General features: G+C 60.2%; 15 protein-coding genes and 1 tRNA gene. 12 read left to right on the top strand and 4 right to left on the bottom strand.

Annotation, left to right across the window (positions count from 1 at the left end; genetic code table 11):
* Nucleotides 1-29 precede the first annotated feature (29 nt).
* Nucleotides 30-1,100, bottom strand: coding sequence for a tRNA epoxyqueuosine(34) reductase QueG (gene queG, locus D8U69_RS07720; RefSeq protein ID WP_056852369.1), 1,071 nt, complete (start codon nt 1,098-1,100; stop codon nt 30-32).
* 63 nt (nt 1,101-1,163) lie between these two features.
* Here queG and D8U69_RS07725 point away from each other — a divergent pair, with 63 nt between their 5' ends.
* The 12 genes from D8U69_RS07725 to D8U69_RS07780 all read left to right on the top strand — a co-directional run bounded on the left by D8U69_RS07725 (nt 1,164) and on the right by D8U69_RS07780 (nt 16,166).
* Entirely contained in the window at nt 1,164-2,663 is a 1,500-nt protein-coding gene (locus D8U69_RS07725; protein WP_130907041.1) for an NAD(P)H-hydrate dehydratase, read from the top strand.
* On the top strand, nt 2,651-3,121 hold the full coding sequence (gene tsaE / locus D8U69_RS07730) for a tRNA (adenosine(37)-N6)-threonylcarbamoyltransferase complex ATPase subunit type 1 TsaE (protein ID WP_130907042.1): 471 nt from the start codon (nt 2,651-2,653) through the stop codon (nt 3,119-3,121). The genes D8U69_RS07725 and tsaE overlap by 13 nt, the downstream gene beginning before the upstream one ends.
* Nucleotides 3,122-3,124: 3 nt before the next feature.
* Entirely contained in the window at nt 3,125-4,552 is a 1,428-nt protein-coding gene (locus tag D8U69_RS07735) for an N-acetylmuramoyl-L-alanine amidase (protein WP_201783971.1), read from the top strand.
* Nucleotides 4,553-4,560: 8 nt separating this feature from the next.
* Nucleotides 4,561-6,459: a DNA mismatch repair endonuclease MutL gene (gene mutL, locus D8U69_RS07740; protein ID WP_177434554.1), complete on the top strand. Its 1,899-nt coding sequence runs from the start codon at nt 4,561-4,563 to the stop codon at nt 6,457-6,459.
* Entirely contained in the window at nt 6,459-7,430 is a 972-nt protein-coding gene (miaA, locus tag D8U69_RS07745; protein ID WP_130907047.1) for a tRNA (adenosine(37)-N6)-dimethylallyltransferase MiaA, read from the top strand. Before mutL ends, miaA begins: the two co-directional genes overlap by 1 nt.
* Nucleotides 7,431-7,523: 93 nt before the next feature.
* Nucleotides 7,524-7,784: an RNA chaperone Hfq gene (gene hfq / locus D8U69_RS07750; RefSeq protein ID WP_007902656.1), complete on the top strand. Its 261-nt coding sequence runs from the start codon at nt 7,524-7,526 to the stop codon at nt 7,782-7,784.
* A gap of 12 nt (nt 7,785-7,796) precedes the next feature.
* On the top strand, nt 7,797-9,098 hold the full coding sequence (gene hflX, locus D8U69_RS07755; protein ID WP_056852375.1) for a ribosome rescue GTPase HflX: 1,302 nt from the start codon (nt 7,797-7,799) through the stop codon (nt 9,096-9,098).
* A gap of 96 nt (nt 9,099-9,194) precedes the next feature.
* Nucleotides 9,195-10,367, top strand: coding sequence for an FtsH protease activity modulator HflK (hflK, locus tag D8U69_RS07760; RefSeq protein WP_056852376.1), 1,173 nt, complete (start codon nt 9,195-9,197; stop codon nt 10,365-10,367).
* Nucleotides 10,367-11,236: a protease modulator HflC gene (gene hflC, locus D8U69_RS07765; protein ID WP_008064109.1), complete on the top strand. Its 870-nt coding sequence runs from the start codon at nt 10,367-10,369 to the stop codon at nt 11,234-11,236. The genes hflK and hflC overlap by 1 nt, the downstream gene beginning before the upstream one ends.
* Before the next feature lie 313 nt (nt 11,237-11,549).
* Nucleotides 11,550-12,737: an ATP phosphoribosyltransferase regulatory subunit gene (locus tag D8U69_RS07770; protein ID WP_130903972.1), complete on the top strand. Its 1,188-nt coding sequence runs from the start codon at nt 11,550-11,552 to the stop codon at nt 12,735-12,737.
* 54 nt (nt 12,738-12,791) lie between these two features.
* Nucleotides 12,792-14,081 carry an adenylosuccinate synthase gene (locus tag D8U69_RS07775; RefSeq protein WP_056852378.1) on the top strand — a complete coding sequence of 430 codons (1,290 nt, stop codon included), beginning with the start codon at nt 12,792-12,794 and terminating at the stop codon, nt 14,079-14,081.
* A gap of 150 nt (nt 14,082-14,231) precedes the next feature.
* The gene (locus tag D8U69_RS07780) at nt 14,232-16,166 is read left to right on the top strand and encodes a methyl-accepting chemotaxis protein (RefSeq protein ID WP_130907044.1); all 1,935 of its coding nucleotides are present in this window, start codon (nt 14,232-14,234) and stop codon (nt 16,164-16,166) included.
* 96 nt (nt 16,167-16,262) lie between these two features.
* Here D8U69_RS07780 and D8U69_RS07785 read toward each other — a convergent pair whose 3' ends face one another.
* The 3 genes from D8U69_RS07785 to D8U69_RS07795 form a co-directional block, all read right to left on the bottom strand.
* Nucleotides 16,263-17,828: an iron ABC transporter permease gene (locus tag D8U69_RS07785; RefSeq protein WP_056852380.1), complete on the bottom strand. Its 1,566-nt coding sequence runs from the start codon at nt 17,826-17,828 to the stop codon at nt 16,263-16,265.
* Nucleotides 17,828-18,838, bottom strand: coding sequence for an extracellular solute-binding protein (locus D8U69_RS07790; RefSeq protein ID WP_056852381.1), 1,011 nt, complete (start codon nt 18,836-18,838; stop codon nt 17,828-17,830). Before D8U69_RS07790 ends, D8U69_RS07785 begins: the two co-directional genes overlap by 1 nt.
* Before the next feature lie 334 nt (nt 18,839-19,172).
* A tRNA-Leu gene (locus D8U69_RS07795) sits at nt 19,173-19,259 on the bottom strand.
* Nucleotides 19,260-19,265: the final 6 nt, after the last annotated feature.

The following is a 19,265-nucleotide window of genomic DNA, read 5'->3' on the forward strand; positions in this document are numbered from 1 at the left end:
GCCACAGCCCCGGCAGGTTTCTGTTTACGCTAAGCGCTGCGAGAGAGGTGCTGACGCAACGCCCACTCCACATGCTCCCTGACCATTTCCGACGGATACTCCCGTCGCGCCTTCAACGCTTCCAGCACCGGAATCGTTGAAGGCGCATTCCCCAGCCCCACTGCCAGATTGCGCAGCCAACTTTCGTAACCGGCGCGCCGCAACGGCGAGCCTTCGGTGCTGCTGAGAAACTTGTCCTCGTCCCACATGAACAATTCGGCCAGTTCAGCGTTGTCCAGGTTGTGCCGTGGCTTGAAGTCGCTTTCCCCGGACGGACGGGCGAAGCGGTTCCACGGGCAAACGATCTGGCAGTCGTCGCAACCGAACACCCGGTTGCCGATCAACGGCCGCAGTTCTTCTGCAATCGCACCCTTGAGTTCAATGGTCAGGTAGGAAATACAGCGCCGGGCATCCAGCACATAGGGGCCGACGAAGGCATTGGTCGGGCAGATGTCGAGGCACGCGGTGCAGCGGCCGCAGTGTTCGGTGGCGTGGGGCGAGTCCACCGGCAGCGGCAAGTCGACGAACAGTTCCGCGAGGAAAAAATAGCTGCCGGCCTTGCGATTCAGGACCAGGGTGTTTTTGCCGATCCAGCCCAGGCCGGCTTGCTCCGCGATGGCTTTTTCCAGCACCGGGGCGCTGTCGACAAAGGCGCGGTAGCCGAAGGGGCCGATGACGGCTTGAATCTTTTCTGCCAGTTGTTGCACGCGCTTGCGAATTAATTTGTGGTAATCGCGGCCCAAGGCATAACGCGAGACATAAGCTTTTTCCGGTTGGGCCAGCACTTTCGCCATTTGCGTGTCGCCGGCCAGGTAGTCCATGCGCAGCGACACCACGCGCAAAGTGCCCGGCACCAGTTCTTCCGGGTGCGAACGTTTGCTGCCGTGGGCACCCATGTAGTCCATTTCGCCGTGATAGCCGGCTTCGAGCCAGCGCTGCAGATGTTGCTCATGCTCGGCCAGGTCGAGGCCACTGATGCCGACTTGCTGAAAGCCCAGCTCACGACCCCAATCCTTGATGGATTGGGCGAGGGCGGGCAGATCTGTAGTAATAGCGGGCATGAGGCGAGAGAAACCGGAGCTGAGGTGCGTATAATTCTGCCAGACATCGGAGCCCGAAGACGCATGCCGCACACTAAAGATGAATTACCCGACGCGCTGTACAGCGCCGCCCAGGTGCGAGCACTCGATGCGAGCCTGATCGCGGCCGGCACCAGGGGCTTCGAATTGATGCAGCGCGCGGCCCGGGCCACCTGGCGTGCAATGGTCCGCCAATGGCCGGCAGCAAGCGAGTTAAGCGTATTGGCTGGCCATGGCAATAATGCTGGCGACGGCTATCTGGTGGCGGTTCTGGCTCGACGTGCCGGATGGACCGTGCGGGTGCTGGCGGTGGGCGATCCGCAGCGTTTGCAGGGCGATGCGGCATTGGCATATGCCGAGGCTGTATCTGAAAAAGTCTTCATTGAGCACTGGGCAGCCGGGTCCGAGTTGCGCGGCATTGTACTGGATGCGTTGCTGGGCACGGGTTTGACCGGCGAAGTGCGCGAGCCATACCGCAGCGCTATCGGTGCGATCAATGCTGTCGAGCTGCCCGTGGTGGCGGTGGATATTCCATCCGGGTTGTGCGCGGATACCGGTCGCATTCTGGGGGATGCAGTGCGAGCCGACCTGACGGTCACGTTCATTGGTTTGAAACTGGGATTGTTCACGGGCGATGCGGCAGACGTGGTGGGCGAGCTGGTTTTCAATGATCTGCACGCCGACCCGCAGTTGCTTGAGGGGGCACCGATCAGTGCCCGTCGCTTGTCAGCCAACAATCTTCCGCGTCTGGCCTCCCGCGCACCGGCTTCCCATAAAGGCAAGTTCGGCCATGTGCTGCTGATCGGTGGTGATCGCGGTTTCGGCGGCGCGATCCTGCTGAGTGCGCAAAGTGCACTGCGCAGCGGCGCCGGCATGGTTTCGGTGGCGACCCGCAGCGAACATGTACCCGCCGCGCTGGCCAGAATCCCCGAAGCGATGGTTTTGGGCGCCTCATCAGCCAATCAGTTAATGGGTTTGCTTCAAAAAGTTTCCGTGCTGGTTGTCGGCCCGGGACTTGGGCAGGCTGGCTGGGGGCGCAGCTTGTTGTCCGCCGCCGCCAACGCTCCATTGCCGCAAGTCTGGGACGCCGATGCGCTGAACCTGCTGGCCGAGGCGCGTGTGGTGTTGCCCAAGGATTGCGTCATCACCCCGCATCCGGGTGAGGCGGCCCGCTTGTTGGGGATCAGCACGGCGCAGGTTCAGTCGGATCGTCCTGCAGCAGCCCACGCGTTGAGCAAAAAATATACAGCCGTGGTTGTGCTCAAGGGTGCCGGCAGTTTGATCGCCAGTCCCGACGGGCGGTTGGCCGTGTGTCATCAGGGGCACCCGGCAATGGCCACCGCCGGTTTGGGCGATGTGCTGGCCGGGCTGGTCGGCGCGTTGCTGGCTCAGGGCATGGCGGCGTTCGACGCAGCCTGCCTGGCGGTCTGGCTGCACGCCAATGCCGGTGCGCAACAGGGTAAATTCGGCCGTGGGCTGGCGGCCAGTGATCTGATACCAGCCATTCGTCAGTTGTTGGAGGAGCAAGCACCGTGTCTGAAGTAACCCTGTACCTGGCTGATGAAGAAGCGATGACCGCGTTTGGCGCGCGTATCGCTCAGACGACTAAAGGGCACGGTCTGATTTTTCTCGAGGGTAATCTCGGCATGGGTAAAACCACGCTGTCGCGGGGCATCATCCGTGGGCTGGGCCATGTCGGGGCGGTGAAAAGTCCGACGTTCACCCTGGTCGAGCCTTACGAGATCGGTGACATTCGCGCCTTCCATTTCGACCTGTATCGACTGGTCGACCCCGAAGAGCTGGAATTCCTTGGTATCCGCGACTACTTCGAAGATGACGCCCTGTGTCTGATCGAATGGCCCGATAAAGGTGCAGGCTTTTTGCCAAAGCCCGACCTGACCATTACCATTAGCCCGCAAGACAGCGGACGTTCGCTGACAATTTTATCCCAGGGTTCGCGTGGCGAAGCCTGGTGTGCCGCTTTGGCATTGGAATCCAAATAGATGATGGGGTTAGGTATGCGCTTTCGCGCGTTGGTTGCTGCCGTAGGGATGTTGTTTTTGGCGGTGACCGTCGACGCTGTGGCCGAATCGAAGGTCAACAGTGTTCGCCTGTGGCGGGCGCCGGACAACACGCGGCTGGTGTTTGACCTGACGGGTCCCGTACAGCACAGCGTCTTCACCCTGTCTGCTCCCGATCGCCTGGTCATCGACATCAATGGCGCCAGCCTTGGCGCGCCGCTGAACGTCAACACTTCGAATACGCCGATCACTGCCATGCGCTCGGCCCAGCGTACGCCGACCGACCTGCGGGTGGTCATCGATCTGAAAAAGGCCGTCACGCCAAAAAGCTTCTCCCTGGCCCCGAATGCCCAGTACGGCAACCGACTGGTGGTCGACCTGTTCGACAACCCGGCCGATGCCGCGCCGCCGCCAGCGCCAACGCCTTCGGTCGCCACGGTGCCTGCCGTGCCGGTCACGCCGACCGAGCCTGCAATCAAATTGCCGCCAGCCCCGGCCGGCAAACGCGACATCATTGTCGTGATCGACGCCGGTCACGGTGGCGAAGACCCGGGGGCTTCCGGCTCTCGCGGTCAGCGTGAAAAAGACGTGGTGTTGCAGATTGCCCGCGAAACCCAACGCCAGGTCAACGGCATAAAAGGCTTCCGCGCCGAACTGACCCGCACTGGCGACTATTTCATCCCCTTGCGCGGGCGTACTGAAATCGCCCGCAAGAAGGGCGCCGATCTGTTCGTTTCGATCCACGCCGACGCCGCGCCTTCGGCCGCTGCGTTCGGTGCATCGGTATTCGCTTTGTCTGATCGCGGAGCGACCTCCGAGACCGCACGTTGGCTGGCAGACAGCGAAAACCGTTCCGACCTGATCGGCGGTGCCGGCAACGTCAGCCTTGATGACAAGGACCGCATGCTTGCCGGCGTGCTGCTCGATCTGTCGATGACCGCTTCCCTGACGTCCAGCCTGAACGTCGGGCAGAAAGTCTTGAGCAACATCGGCCGGGTCACGCCATTGCACAAACAACGCGTGGAACAAGCCGGGTTCATGGTGTTGAAGTCGCCGGACATTCCGTCGATCCTGGTGGAAACCGGGTTTATCTCCAACGCCAACGAAGCCTCGAAACTCGCGGCATCGAGCCACCAGCAAGCGCTGGCACGTTCCATCAGCAGCGGCGTGCGCCAGTTCTTCCAGCAAAATCCGCCACCGGGCACTTACATTGCCTGGCTGCGTGACTCGGGCAAGATCGCTCAAGGTCCGCGTGATCACCGGGTAAACCCGGGCGAAACGCTGGCGATGATCGCCGTGCGCTATCAGGTGTCGCCTGCTGCTGTGCGCAGTGCGAACAATCTGTCGAACGATGAGCTGAAGGTCGGTCAGCACCTGACCATTCCGGGCAATGACCTGGCGGCCAAAGAATGAACCAGGTCGTGAACAATAGCGCTCGCATCGAGCTGCTCAGCCCGCGGCTGGCGAACCAGATTGCCGCCGGTGAGGTGGTGGAGCGTCCGGCGTCGGTGATCAAGGAGCTGCTGGAAAACAGCCTCGACTCCGGCGCCAAACGAATCGATGTCGATGTCGAACAGGGCGGCGTCAAACTGCTGCGGGTGCGCGACGACGGCAGCGGGATTTCCGCCGACGACCTGCCGCTGGCGCTGGCGCGTCACGCCACCAGCAAGATTCGCAACCTGGAAGACCTCGAGCAGGTGATGAGCCTGGGCTTTCGTGGTGAGGCACTGGCGTCGATCAGCTCCGTGGCGCGCCTGACCCTGACGTCCCGCACCCGCGATGCCGATCAGGCCTGGCAGGTGGAAACCGAAGGCCGCGACATGGCGCCTCGCGTGCAGCCCGCCGCTCATCCAGTGGGCACCTCAGTGGAAGTGCGCGACCTGTTTTTCAACACCCCGGCGCGGCGCAAGTTTCTCAAAACCGAAAAAACCGAGTTCGATCACCTGCAAGAAGTGATCAGGCGTCTGGCACTGGCGCGTTTCGACGTGGCGTTCCATTTGCGGCACAACGGTAAAACCATTCTCAGCCTGCATGAGGCCCACGATGACGCGGCCCGTGCCCGGCGCGTGGCGGCCATCTGCGGGCCGGGGTTCCTGGAGCAGGCGCTGCCGATCGAAATCGAGCGCAATGGTCTGCACCTGTGGGGCTGGGTCGGTTTGCCGACCTTCAACCGTAGCCAGGCGGATTTGCAGTATTTCTTCGTCAACGGTCGTGCGGTGCGCGACAAACTGGTGGCTCACGCGGTGCGCCAGGCTTATCGCGACGTGCTGTTCAACGGCCGGCATCCGACATTCGTGCTGTTTTTCGAGGTTGACCCGACAGGTGTCGACGTCAACGTGCACCCGACCAAACACGAAGTGCGTTTCCGCGAAGGGCGCATGGTCCACGATTTCCTCTACGGTACTTTGCACCGCGCCTTGGGCGATGTGCGGCCGGACGATCATCTGGCGGCGCCGGTGGCGACGGCCATCGTCCGGCCGACCGGTCTGGATGCCGGAGAATTCGGTCCCCAGGGCGAAATGCGCCTGGCCGCCAATGCACTGCTGGAGCAACCGCAGGCTCAGCCTTCGTTCAATACGCCTGCCGGTTCAGGCGCTGGCGCCGGTTACCAGTATCAATACACGCCACGTCCACAGTCCGGTGTGCCCGTGGCTGAAGCGCAAGCGGCCTATCGCGAATTTTTCGCTCCGCTGCCTGAGGCCAATGCCGTCGCGCTGCCCGCGGGGCAGGATGATATTCCGCCGTTGGGTTACGCGCTGGCGCAGCTTAAGGGCATCTACATTCTTTCGGAAAATGCCCAAGGCCTGGTGCTGGTGGACATGCATGCCGCTCACGAACGGATCATGTACGAGCGCTTGAAGGTTGCGATGGCCAGCGAAGGCCTGAGCGGCCAACCGCTGCTGGTGCCGGAATCGCTGGCAGTCAGCCAGCGTGAAGCCGATTGTGCTGAAGAACATGTCGCCTGGTTCCAGCGTCTGGGCTTTGAATTGCAGCGTCTTGGCCCGGAAACCCTGGCCATTCGGCAGATTCCGGCACTGCTCAAGCAGGCGGAAGCCAACCGCCTGGTCGCTGATGTATTGGCTGACCTGATGGAGTACGGCACCAGCGATCGCATTCAGGCGCACATCAACGAACTGCTGGGGACCATGGCTTGTCATGGCGCGGTTCGTGCGAATCGGCGTCTGGCCCTGCCGGAAATGAACGGTCTGCTGCGTGACATGGAAAACACCGAACGCAGCGGTCAATGCAACCATGGCCGACCGACCTGGACCCAACTGGGCCTGGACGATCTGGACAAACTGTTCTTGCGCGGTCGTTGATGAGCCAGCTCCCACCTGCGATTTTCCTGATGGGCCCGACCGCCGCCGGCAAGACCGACCTGGCCATCGAACTCACCAAGGTCCTGCCTTGCGAACTGATCAGCGTCGATTCGGCGCTGGTCTATCGTGGCATGGACATCGGCACCGCCAAGCCGTCGAAAGAGCTGTTGGCAGAGTTTCCGCACCGTTTGATCGATATTCTCGACCCGGCCGAGCGCTATTCGGCCGCGGATTTTCGCCGTGACGCCCTCGAAGCCATGGCCGATATCACTGCGCGGGGAAAAATTCCGCTGTTGGTAGGCGGCACGATGCTCTACTACAAGGCTTTGCTCGAAGGGCTGGCAGAAATGCCGGCGGCTGATCCCTACGTGCGCGCGCAAATCGAGGAAGAGGCTGCACGCCTTGGCTGGCAAGCCCTGCACGACCAGTTGGCGGTGATTGACCCGGTCTCCGCGGCGCGGATTCATCCGAACGATCCGCAGCGCCTGAGTCGAGCACTGGAAGTTTATCGCGTGAGCGGTCAAAGCATGACTGCACTACGCTTGCAACAATCTACGCAAAGTACTGAAGCAGCCGCTTCGGGACGGCAACAATTGCCCTATACTGTCGCGAACTTGGCCATTGCTCCGGCAAATCGTCAGGTACTGCACGAGCGAATTAAACAAAGATTCACTTTAATGTTGGAACAGGGATTCATTGACGAGGTCGTAGCCCTGCGCAAGAGAAGTGACCTGCATGCCGGGTTGCCGTCTATACGTGCAGTAGGCTACCGCCAGGTCTGGGACTACCTGGATGGCAAGCTGACGTCAGCCGAGATGCAGGAGCGTGGAATCATTGCCACGCGCCAGTTGGCGAAACGCCAGTTCACATGGCTGCGCAGTTGGGCTGATTTACACTGGCTGGACAGCCTGGATTGCGACAATCTGCCGCGCGCCTTGAAATACCTGGGGACCATCTCCATATTGAGCTGAGTCCTTGCAATTGCCGTCTATCCTTGGGGGTGTGACGGCCAAAGCCATCTGTTTACCTATTTTTTATATTGAATCCTTAAAGGAGTGCGGCACATGTCAAAAGGGCATTCGCTACAAGACCCTTACTTGAATACTTTACGTAAAGAGAAAGTTGGGGTGTCCATCTACCTGGTCAACGGTATCAAACTGCAAGGCACGATCGAGTCGTTCGACCAGTTCGTCATCCTGCTGAAAAACACCGTCAGCCAAATGGTTTACAAACACGCTATCTCTACAGTGGTGCCGGTTCGTCCAATTCGTCTGCCTAGCGCAACCGAATCCGAAGCAGGTGACGCTGAGCCAGGTAACGCCTGATAGGAGTCTCCTTTGTTCTTTGAGCGCCACGGTGGTGGTGAGCGAGTCATCCTCGTTCACTTGGATGGACAGGACCCTGAGGCGCGCGAAGATCCGCAGGAGTTTCAGGAATTGGCTAATTCGGCCGGCGCCGAGACCGTTGCGTTTTTTAACGTGCCGCGTCATCGGCCAACCGCCAAATTCCTGATTGGCAGCGGCAAGGTCGAGGAATTGCGCGACCTGGTAAAAGCCGAAGAAGCCGATCTGGTGATTTTCAATCACGTCCTCACGCCCAGCCAGGAACGTAACCTCGAACGTGTTTTCGAGTGTCGCGTGATCGACCGCACCGGTCTGATTCTCGATATTTTCGCCCAGCGCGCCCGTACCCATGAAGGCAAGCTCCAGGTCGAACTGGCCCAGCTTGACCACATGAGCACCCGGCTGGTTCGCGGCTGGACCCACCTTGAGCGTCAGGGTGGCGGTATCGGCATGCGTGGGCCGGGTGAAACCCAACTCGAAACCGACCGTCGATTGCTGCGGGTTCGCCTGCGACAGATCAAGGGCCGGCTGGAGAAGGTGCGCAGCCAGCGCGAACAGTCGCGACGTGGTCGCATGCGTGCGGATATCCCTACCGTATCGCTGGTGGGATATACCAACGCCGGTAAATCCACGCTGTTCAATAACGTCACGAAATCCGACGTTTACGCGGCTGACCAATTGTTCGCCACGCTGGACCCGACCCTGCGCCGTCTGGATCTGGACGACCTGGGGCCGATTGTCCTGGCGGACACCGTAGGTTTCATTCGCCACTTGCCCCACAAGCTGGTCGAGGCATTTCGGTCTACCCTCGAAGAGTCGAGCAATTCCGATCTGTTGTTGCACGTGATCGATGCGGCCGAACCGGATCGCATGTTGCAGATCGAGCAGGTGATGGTGGTGCTGGGCGAGATTGGCGCCCAGGACTTGCCGATCCTCGAGGTCTATAACAAACTCGATTTGCTTGAAGGCGTTGAGCCACAAATCCAGCGTGACGAAAACGGCAAGCCCCAGCGGGTCTGGCTGTCGGCGCGTGATGGCACTGGCCTGGAATTGCTTGAGCAAGCCATTGCCGAGTTGCTTGGCAGTGATTTGTTTGTTGGCACCTTGCGCTTGCCGCAACGATTCGCCCGACTGCGTGCGCAGTTTTTTGAACTCGGTGCGGTACAAAAGGAAGAACACGATGACGAAGGCATCAGTTTGTTGGCCGTTCGCTTGCCACGATCCGAGTTGAATCGGCTGGTGAGTCGTGAGGGTTTGCAACCGGTGGAGTTCATCGAGCAACACACTTTGCAATAAAAGCCTGAGAAAGCGGTTGTGCCGTGGTGACAGGCATTCTGTAGCATTGGTCGGCGCGCCGTGGGTGCGTCTTTGCTTTATCAGATGGAGAGCGCTATGGCTTGGAATGAGCCGGGTGGCAACTCGAATAATCAGGATCCTTGGGGTGGCAAGCGTCGCAATAACGGCGACCGCAAGGGACCACCGGATCTCGACGAGGCCTTCCGAAAGCTGCAGGAAAGCCTGAACGGGTTGTTCGGTGGTGGTAAGAAACGGGGTGACGACGGTGGTGGTTCGGGCAAGAGTGGCGGCTTCGGCGGCCTGCTCGGCATCGGCCTGGTCGTTCTGGCGGCCGTATGGCTGTACAGCGCGGTCTATGTCGTCGACGAGCAGGAGCAAGCCGTGGTGCTGCGCTTCGGCAAGTACTACGAAACGGTCGGCCCGGGTCTGAACATCTACTTCCCGCCGATCGACAAGAAGTACATGGAAAACGTAACGCGTGAGCGTGCGTACACCAAGCAGGGCCAGATGCTGACCGAAGACGAGAACATCGTCGAAGTGCCGCTGACCGTGCAGTACAAGATCAGCAACCTGCAGGACTTCGTGCTGAGCGTCGATCAGCCGGAAGTCAGCCTGCAGCACGCGACCGACAGCGCACTGCGCCATGTGGTGGGTTCCACCGCGATGGACCAGGTGCTGACCGAAGGTCGTGAATTGATGGCCAGCGAGATCAAGGAGCGTCTGCAACGCTTCATGGATACGTATCGCACCGGCATCACGGTCACCCAGGTCAACGTACAGAGCGCAGCGGCACCGCGTGAAGTCCAGGAAGCCTTCGATGACGTGATCCGCGCCCGTGAAGACGAGCAGCGTTCGCGTAACCAGGCCGAAACCTATGCCAACGGCGTCGTGCCGGAAGCCCGTGGTCAGGCCCAGCGCATTCTCGAAGACGCCAATGGCTACCGTGACGAAACCGTCTCGCGTGCCAAGGGTGAGGCCGATCGCTTCACCAAACTGGTCGCCGAGTATCGCAAGGCACCTGAAGTTACCCGCCAGCGTCTGTATCTGGACACCATGCAGGAAGTCTTCAGCAATACCAGCAAGGTTCTCGTGACCGGCAACAAGAATGGCCAGAGCAACCTGCTTTACCTGCCTCTGGACAAGATGGTCGAAAGTGGTCGCAGCACCAGCACTCCGGTGACCGGCGCCGCTGCCAGCAGCAATGAAGCGAATGCGCGTGCGGCAGCTGATCTGCAGCAACAGCAAGCACGTACCAGGGAGAGTCGCTGATGAGCAATAAATCGCTGATCGCCCTTATTGTCGGCGTCGTCGTGGCGATCGCTGCCTGGAACTGCTTCTACATCGTGGCTCAGACCGAGCGTGCGGTGTTGCTGCAGTTCGGTCGCGTGGTCCAGACCGATGTTCAGCCAGGCCTGCATGTGAAAGTGCCTTACGTTAACCAGGTGCGCAAATTCGACGCACGCCTGATGACGCTCGATGCACCGACACAGCGCTTCCTGACGCTGGAGAAGAAAGCCGTGATGGTCGATGCCTACGCCAAGTGGCGCGTGAAGGACGCCGAGCGTTTCTACACCGCGACTTCCGGCCTCAAGCAGATCGCCGACGAACGTCTGTCCCGTCGTCTCGAATCCGGGCTGCGTGACCAGTTCGGCAAGCGCACCTTGCACGAAGTCGTGTCGGGTGAGCGTGATGCACTGATGGCGGATATCACGGCGTCGTTGAACAAGATGGCTGAAAAAGAGCTGGGCATCGAAGTTGTGGATGTCCGGGTCAAAACCATCGACCTGCCGAAAGAAGTGAACCGCAGTGTGTTCGAGCGTATGAGCACCGAGCGTGAGCGTGAAGCTCGCGAGCACCGCGCCAAGGGTAACGAGCTGGCTGAAGGCATTCGTGCCGATGCCGATCGTCAGCGCCGCGTGTTGTTGGCGGAAGCCTATCGTGAATCTGAAGAGATTCGTGGTGATGGCGATGCCCAGGCCGCTTCGATCTACTCCAAGGCCTACGGTCAGGATCAGGAGTTCTACGCGTTCTACCGTAGCCTGCGTGCCTACCGTGAAAGCTTCGCGAACAAATCTGACGTCATGGTTCTTGACCCAAGCAGCGACTTCTTCCATTACCTGGAAAAAGCCAAGCCTTGATACGACGCTGACCTGAATCATCCTCCGCCGGGCGGCTAAAACCTCTGGCGGGGTGATCCTTTGGGAAAACGTGTGTATGATGCGGCAGCCGGGAAATTCCCGGCTTTTTTGCGTCTGCATGTTTGATTGCTGTTTTATGCAGGTGCCCGAGCGCTATGGCTCGAAAGGTTTTACGAGGAAAGTGGTCGGCGAAGCCCGTTTCAGGCTTTTCGCCACGTCGCTCATGCGCGTGGTTTGCGCTGGGCCGGTCATTTTCTGCTTCACTCAAGGCTCGCCCAAAGGCTGGCTGCCCGGATCATAGGGGATTGGCGTAATGGCAACGGTAGACCGCTGGCTGCTGCCAGATGGCATCGAAGAAGTACTGCCACCGGAAGCTGCGCGTATTGAAGTCGCGCGTCGTCAGGTGTTGGATCTGTTCCAGAGCTGGGGTTACGAGTTTGTCGTGACTCCCCATATCGAGTACCTGGAATCCTTGCTGACCGGCGCGGGCCAGGATCTGGACCTGCGTACCTTCAAGGTGATCGATCCTCAGTCGGGTCGTCAGATGGGTTTCCGGGCCGACATCACGCCACAGGTGGCGCGCATCGATGCGCACACCCTGCGACGCGAAGGTCCGAACCGTCTCTGCTATGCCGGCAGCGTGCTGCATGCGAAGCCGCGCGCCTTGTCGTCCTCGCGCAGCCCGATTCAACTGGGTGCCGAGTTGTACGGCGACGGTAGCCCAAGCAGTGATGTCGAAGTCATCAGTTTGATGCTGGCCATGCTGCAACTGGCGGATGTGCCGGATGTGCACATGGACCTGGGGCATGTCGGTATTTACCGCGGCCTGGCGCGCGCCGCCGGTTTGTCGGGCGAAGTTGAGCAGCAGTTGTTCGATGCGCTGCAACGCAAGGCCATCGACGAGGTTATTACCTTGACCGAAGGCTTGCCTGCCGATCTGTCGGGCATGCTGCGGGCGTTGGTCGACCTGTGTGGCGGCCGTGAAGTCCTGGCGGCGGCGCGTGAGCGTCTGGCCAAGGCCCCGGCCCCGGTTCTGGCTGCACTGGATGACTTGCTGGCGATCGCCGAGCGTCTGTCCGCGCGCTTCCCGGAGCTGCCGCTGTATTTCGATCTGGGCGAACTGCGCGGCTACCACTACCACACCGGTGTGGTGTTCGCTGTATTCGTACCGGGTGTTGGTCAATCCATCGCTCAGGGTGGTCGTTACGACGACATCGGCGCCGACTTCGGTCGTGCCCGCCCGGCAACCGGCTTCTCCACCGATTTGAAAACCCTGGTGACCCTGGGGCGTGCTGAGATCGAGCTACCGTCTGGCGGTATCTGGATGCCTGACAGTACGGATGCGGCACTCTGGCAGCAGGTTTGCCAGTTGCGCAGTGAGGGTCAGCGTGTCGTTCAGGCCTTGCCTGGACAACCTTTGGCCGCCGCCCGTGAAGCGGACTGCGACCGGCAATTGATTCAGCAGAACGGGCTTTGGCAAGTATCGCCACTGGCTTCTTGAGTTTTCCTGCCGGCCGCCGCCGGCACCAAGTTTGCGCGAATGAGGACAAGTGTTATGGGTAAGAATGTCGTAGTCCTGGGCACCCAATGGGGTGATGAGGGCAAAGGCAAGATCGTTGATCTGCTGACCGAACATGCTGCCGCCGTAGTGCGCTACCAGGGTGGCCACAACGCTGGCCACACGCTGGTGATCGACGGTGAAAAAACTGTCTTGCACCTGATTCCGTCGGGCGTACTGCGCGAAGGCGTGCAGTGCCTGATCGGTAATGGCGTGGTGGTTGCACCTGACGCCCTGCTGCGGGAAATCAACAAGCTGGAAGAGAAAGGCGTACCGGTGCGTGAGCGCCTGCGCATCAGCCCTTCCTGCCCGCTGATCCTGTCCTTCCACGTTGCGCTGGACCAGGCCCGTGAAAAGGCCCGTGGCGAGCTGAAGATCGGCACTACCGGTCGCGGCATCGGCCCGGCCTACGAAGACAAGGTTGCACGTCGCGGCCTGCGTGTGGGCGACCTGCTCAACATGCCGCGCTTTGAAGACAAGCTGCGTGAACTGGTGGATTACCACAACTTCATGCTGGTGGGTTACTACAAAGAGCCGGCCATCGACTTCGACAAGACCCTGGCCGAATGCAACGAATACGCTGAGCTGCTCAAGCCGCTGATGCTGGATGTGACTGCCGAGCTGCACGACCTGCGTCGCGCTGGCAAAGACATCATGTTCGAAGGCGCCCAAGGCTCCCTGCTGGACATCGACCACGGTACCTACCCGTACGTGACCAGCTCCAACACCACCGCTGGCGGCGTTGCTACCGGTTCGGGTGTTGGCCCGATGTTCCTGGACTACATCCTGGGCATCACCAAGGCTTACACCACGCGTGTAGGTTCGGGTCCATTCCCGACTGAGCTGTTCGACGAAGTCGGCGCGCACCTGGCCAAACAAGGTCACGAGTTCGGTGCAACCACCGGCCGTGCCCGTCGTTGCGGCTGGTTCGACGCTGTCATCCTGCGTCGCGCTATCGATGTGAACAGCATCTCGGGCATCTGCCTGACCAAGCTGGACGTGCTCGACGGTCTGGAAACCATCAACATCTGCGTCGGCTACAAGGATGCGCAAGGTAATGCCGTTGCCCCGACCGATGCTGACAGCTACGTAGGCCTGCAGCCTGTTTACGAAGAAGTGCCGGGCTGGACCGAATCGACTGTGGGTGCCAAAACCCTGGAAGAGCTGCCAGCTAACGCCCGCGCTTACATCAAACGCGTTGAAGAGCTGATCGGCGCGCCGATCGACATTATTTCGACGGGTCCGGACCGCAACGAAACCATCGTTCTGCGCCATCCGTTCGCTTGATAAGTCGTTGATGTAAAACACAAAGGCCCCTTAATAGGGGCCTTTGTCGTTTATGCCTGTTGGACGGCATGACCTTTGCTATTAGCTTTGCTTAAAACGTCACTTCCGGCGTGCCATCAATTTAATGGCGCTTATGCAGAGGGATTTCAAGTGTCGGCCGTTCTCTCACTGTTACAAAGCCGTTTGTTGCGGCCTGTGTTCGTTACCCTTGGTATCGCTCTTTTGGTGCAGGTGCTGGTAGCCGTTGCTCTTACCCGGAGCACGGTAACCGCGCTGGAAGCCGATCTCGGAGTGCGATTGGGTGCAGACAGTCAAAAACTGTCCGCTGAACTGGAGCAGGCCGGGCGTGAAGTCACGTCGAGCCTGGACAGCCTTTCCACCAGTACGCGTCAACGCCTCACCGCTGGTTTGTCCGCGCGATTGAAGGACGAACAGGCGCAGTTGCGTGCGACGCTGGAAAAGGACCTGAAGGACTCCGCCAGCGACATGGCGCAGTTGTTGGCTTCCGTCGCGCCTCGTGCGATGTGGGACAACGATGTGCCTACCCTGTCTGAGTTCGCCCGTCGTGCCCAGCGCAATCCCAACGTGTTGTTCGTGGTGTATGACGACGCCACGGGCCAGCACCTGACGCGCTACCTCAACCGCGAGAACCCGATCAACAAGGCGCTGCTGGAAAAGGGTCAGGGCGAGCGTGCGCTGGACAAGGTGCTGGATGCGGCAAAGAACGATCCTTCGGTGTTCTACATCGAAGCCTCGATCAATCCTAACGGCGTTGAAATCGGCAAGGTCCTGATGGGCGTCTCGACCGCCTCGGTGGAGGCCGATCTGGCGGCGCTGGATAAACGCTTCACGGCTTTGATTGCCAGCGGTGATCAGCTGGTAGGCGACAGCCTCAAAGGCGCGGCGGCCGACAGTGCGACGGCCATGCGATCGCGTTTGCAGTCGGCGCAGTCCACGGCCTCGGAAATGAAAGCCAATACCACCAGTACTGTGCAGGAAGCTGCGTCGACCTTGCGCTGGCGCATCGGGGTGAGCCTTGCGGTGGTCGGGTTTGGCGTTTTGCTGTTGCTGGCCGTTGTGTTGGGGCGTCGAGTGGTCAATCGCCTGAAAATGCTGATTGTGGCCATGGATGACCTGGCGGCGGGCGAAGGAGATCTGACCAAGCGTGTGCAGATCAACAGCAAGGACGAAATCGGCGACATGGCCTCGGCGGTCAATCGCTTTGTGGATAAGTTGCAGCCAATCGTGCGCGAAGCGGGTGATGTCGCTCAGCGTACCGGCGTGGAAATCGGTGCCATGACCTTGCGCAACGCCGGAGCCGACGCGGCGGCGGGCATGCAGCGCGATGAGGTCGCGGAAAGTCTGCGGGCCTTGTCGCAAATGGCTGACGAAGCCCAGTCGGAAAGCCACGCCATGCAAGCGGCATTGAAACAGGTTGTGGATATTCGTCAGGCAACCGACGAAAACACTCGGACGTCGGCAAGGGTCGGCAGCCTGATCGAGGAGTTGGCCGGGCAGGTCAATACCGGTGCACAGGTGATCGAACGGCTGGCGCAGCAGAGTGAGCAGATTGAAGTGGTGTTGACGGTGATTCACGGAATTGCCGAGCAAACCAATCTGCTGGCATTGAACGCTGCCATTGAAGCGGCGCGAGCCGGCGAGACCGGGCGCGGTTTTGCGGTGGTGGCTGACGAGGTGCGGGCACTGGCGAGCAAGACGCAAAGCTCCACCGGCGATATCCAGGCACACATCGTGGCGTTGCAGCAGGGCGCGCGCGAAGCGGTGGCGGCAATCGGTCAGGCCGGGCGTCAGGCCAATGAAGGTCTACTGGTATTGCGCGACAGTGCGCGGTTGCAGCAATCGGTGCAGGCCTCGGTGGAACAGGTGCATGCGGCGATCGGTCTGGCAACCCAGGCGGCAGCGCATCAGGCCAAGGGCGCGCAGGCAGTGCGCGGTCGGGTCGAGACGATTCATGCGCAGGCTGAGAAAGCGGCTCAGGCGGTGGTGGAAACCACCGCCAGCGGCAAGGTGCTGGATGGGTTGGCTGCACAATTGAAGGCGAGCCTGGGACAGTTCAGGGCTTAGGGTTTGTGTTGAATGGTCTGGCGTCATCGCGAGCAGGCTCGCTCCCACATTGGAATGCGTTTCCCTGTGGGAGCGAGCCTGCTCGCGATGGCGGTCTTAACGACTCAGATACATCCGGGTCGTCAGCAGATAGACCGGCAACCCCGACACTAATATCAATAACGCCGCATAAGGCGCCGCCGCGGCAAATTCCACATTTGCGGTATGCGCCCAGACTTCCGTCGCCAGTGTATTCAGCCCCGTCGGACTCAACAGCAAGGTCGCCGTCAGTTCCTTCATCGCATCAAGAAACACCAACGCAAACGCCGCACCCAGCGCCGGAAAAATGATCGGCAGTGTCACTCGACAGAACGCACTGAATGACGAAGCTCCAAGCGTGCGCGCCGCCTCTTCCAGCTGCGGTGCCGCCTTGTTCAGGGCGGTGCGGATCGGCGCCTGAGCCAACGGTAGAAACAGCAGCGCATAGGCAATCAACAGCAATGCCGAAGTCTGGTACAGCATCGGCACATAGTGCAGGGCGAAATACACCAGGGTCAGGGCGATGACCAATCCCGGCAGGGCGTGCAGCAGATATGGCAAGCGCTCGGCCCAGATCGCCAGTTGGCCTTTATGGCGTACGACCAGCAGGCCGACCGGCACCGCCAGCACCAGGCAAAACGCAGCGCCACCCAGCGACAGCGCGAGAGATGACAGCAATGCTTCGCCGATGGCTGCCATTGGAAAGGCTGCCGACGATCCGACTGCCAACCAGTAAGCCAACATGCCCAGCGGAATCCCGCTGCCGACGATTGCCAGCAGCAGGCAATAAAGCTGGCCTGCCACAGCCCAAGGCCCCAGTCGAACCTGTTCAGCGCGTCGCGCCGCACCCTGGCCGGTGCGCACGTGTCGACCTTTGCCGCGCACGCGCAGCTCCAGCCATAACAGCGCCAGGCAGAGGATCAGCAGTACGGCGGAGAGCATCGCCGCGTTGGCATTGCTGAACTCCAACTCGAACTGTTGATAGATTGCAGTGGTGAAGGTTTGCAGGCCGATAATCGACAACGCGCCAAATTCCACCAGCATGTGCAATGCGATCAATAAGGCGCCAGCGACCAGTGACGGCCAGAGCAGGGGTAGGGTGATCTTGAAAAATACGCCCCAGCGATTCTGCCCCAGCGTGCGGGCGGACTCCTCCAGCGAGGGATCGAGATTGCGCAGGGTCGCTGCAACGGGAAGGAAAATCAGCGGGTATTTGGAAAGCGTCATCACCAGAATCGCCCCGCCCAGCCCTTCGAAGTGAGCGCTCAGAGACACCCAGGTGAAGCTGCTGACAAAGGCCGGAACGGCGAACGGCAGGCACAGGATCACGCCCCATAGCCGTCGCCCTGGCAGATTGCTGCGTTCCAGCAACCATGCCAGCGACAGACCGATCAGGCCGCAAGCCAGCGTCACGCCGACCATCAGTGCCAGGGTGTTGCGCAACAGACCGAATACATACGGCCGCCACAGCAGATGCAGCGCCTCGGCCCAGCCTGCTTGCCAAGCCTTGAGTCCCACATAGGCCAATGGCAGCAGGCTGAGCACAACCAGCAGCAAAACCGGCAGCAACAGCCAGATCGACGGTCGCTTGCGCCGTGGCACATAAACGCTGCGTAGGGCGAGGGCGGATAGTGACGCGCTCATCAGTTCAGGCCAACATCACGTTCCAGATCCAGGGCTTCTTCGGCGTTGCCCAGGTCGGCAGGGGTGACTTTCGGCGCTTGCAGTTCGCTGAACGGCTTGAGGCCGCGATCCGATTCCATGCCTTTATGCAGCGGGTACTCGGCAGTGGTCTGAGTGATCACGCGCTGGCCTTCTTCGCTGGCCATGTAGGCGAGCAATTGTTGGGCTTCTTTTGGATGTTTGCTGGATTTGATGACGGCCGCGCTGGATACGGTGATCAGTCCGCCGACGTCGCCGCCGGTGAAGTAATGCAGTTTCGAATCGAGCTGGCCTTTTTCTCGTTGCAAGGCGAACCAGTAATAGTTGTTCACCAGCACGGTGGCCACTTCGCCGTTCTCCACCGCTTTGAGTGCGACCATATTATTGCTGTAGGTCTTGCCGAAGGCGCGCAGACCGGTCAGCCACTCTTCGGCTGCGTCCATGCCGTGCACCTTGATGATCGCTACCGCTTGCTCCTGGAAGGCACCGCTGGTGGGAACGAAGCCGACCTTGCCTTGCCATTTCGGATCGGAGAATTCCATCACAGATGTCGGCAGGTCTTTTTCATCGATCAACTTGGGGTTGAACGCAACGACGCGAACCCGGGCAGTGACGCCGATCCAGGTGCCATTGCCGGCCACGTATTCCTTGGGCAAAACCGCCAAAGTGGCATCGTCAGCCTTGGCCAGCAGGCCTTGCTCGCCGAGTTTGTTCAGGGGCGGCGATTCTTCGGTGTAGATCACGTCTGCGGGAGAGCGGTCGCCTTCTTCGACGATCTGGCTGGCGAGCTGGTTGCTGCTGCCTTTGCGTACATTGACGTGAATCCCGGTCTTGGCCTCGAAGGCTTTGGCAACGGCGTCGCCGACCTCTTTGTGTTGGCCGTTGTAGAGCGTCAGGGAAACTGGTTCGGCGGCTTGGGTGAGGGGGGAGGCGAGAGCCAGGCCGAGGAGGGTAATGCTCAGGCCGCGGCGCAGGGTATTTCGAAACATCATTCGCAGGGTTCCTCACTGTCGCATTGCAATAACTTGCAACAATGATAAACGATATTGTTTCTCATGTGCGTCTTTCGGGTCTGAGGAGTGTTTGCTAGAAGGGCGGGGGCGAGTTTTGTGGCGAGGGAGCTTGCTCCCGCTCGGCTGCGAAGCAGTCGTAAACCCTGAGAGTGCGGTGTAACTGTTGGAATGATGAGGAGCGCTTCGCACTCCAGCGGGACGAAGCTCCCTCGCCACAGGGAAGTATTGGCTTGGGGTTTTCGAAAGCCAGAAACGCAAAAACCCGCTTTCGCGGGTTTCTGTGAAATTCAAGGTCGAAACCTTGAGTTTGAATTGGTGCCCAGAAGAAGACTCGAACTTCCACGACCTTGCGGTCACCAGCACCTGAAGCTGGCGTGTCTACCAATTTCACCATCTGGGCAATCAT

It is taken from the genome of Pseudomonas sp. Sample_16, from assembly GCF_004307665.1.
Lineage (GTDB): Bacteria > Pseudomonadota > Gammaproteobacteria > Pseudomonadales > Pseudomonadaceae > Aquipseudomonas.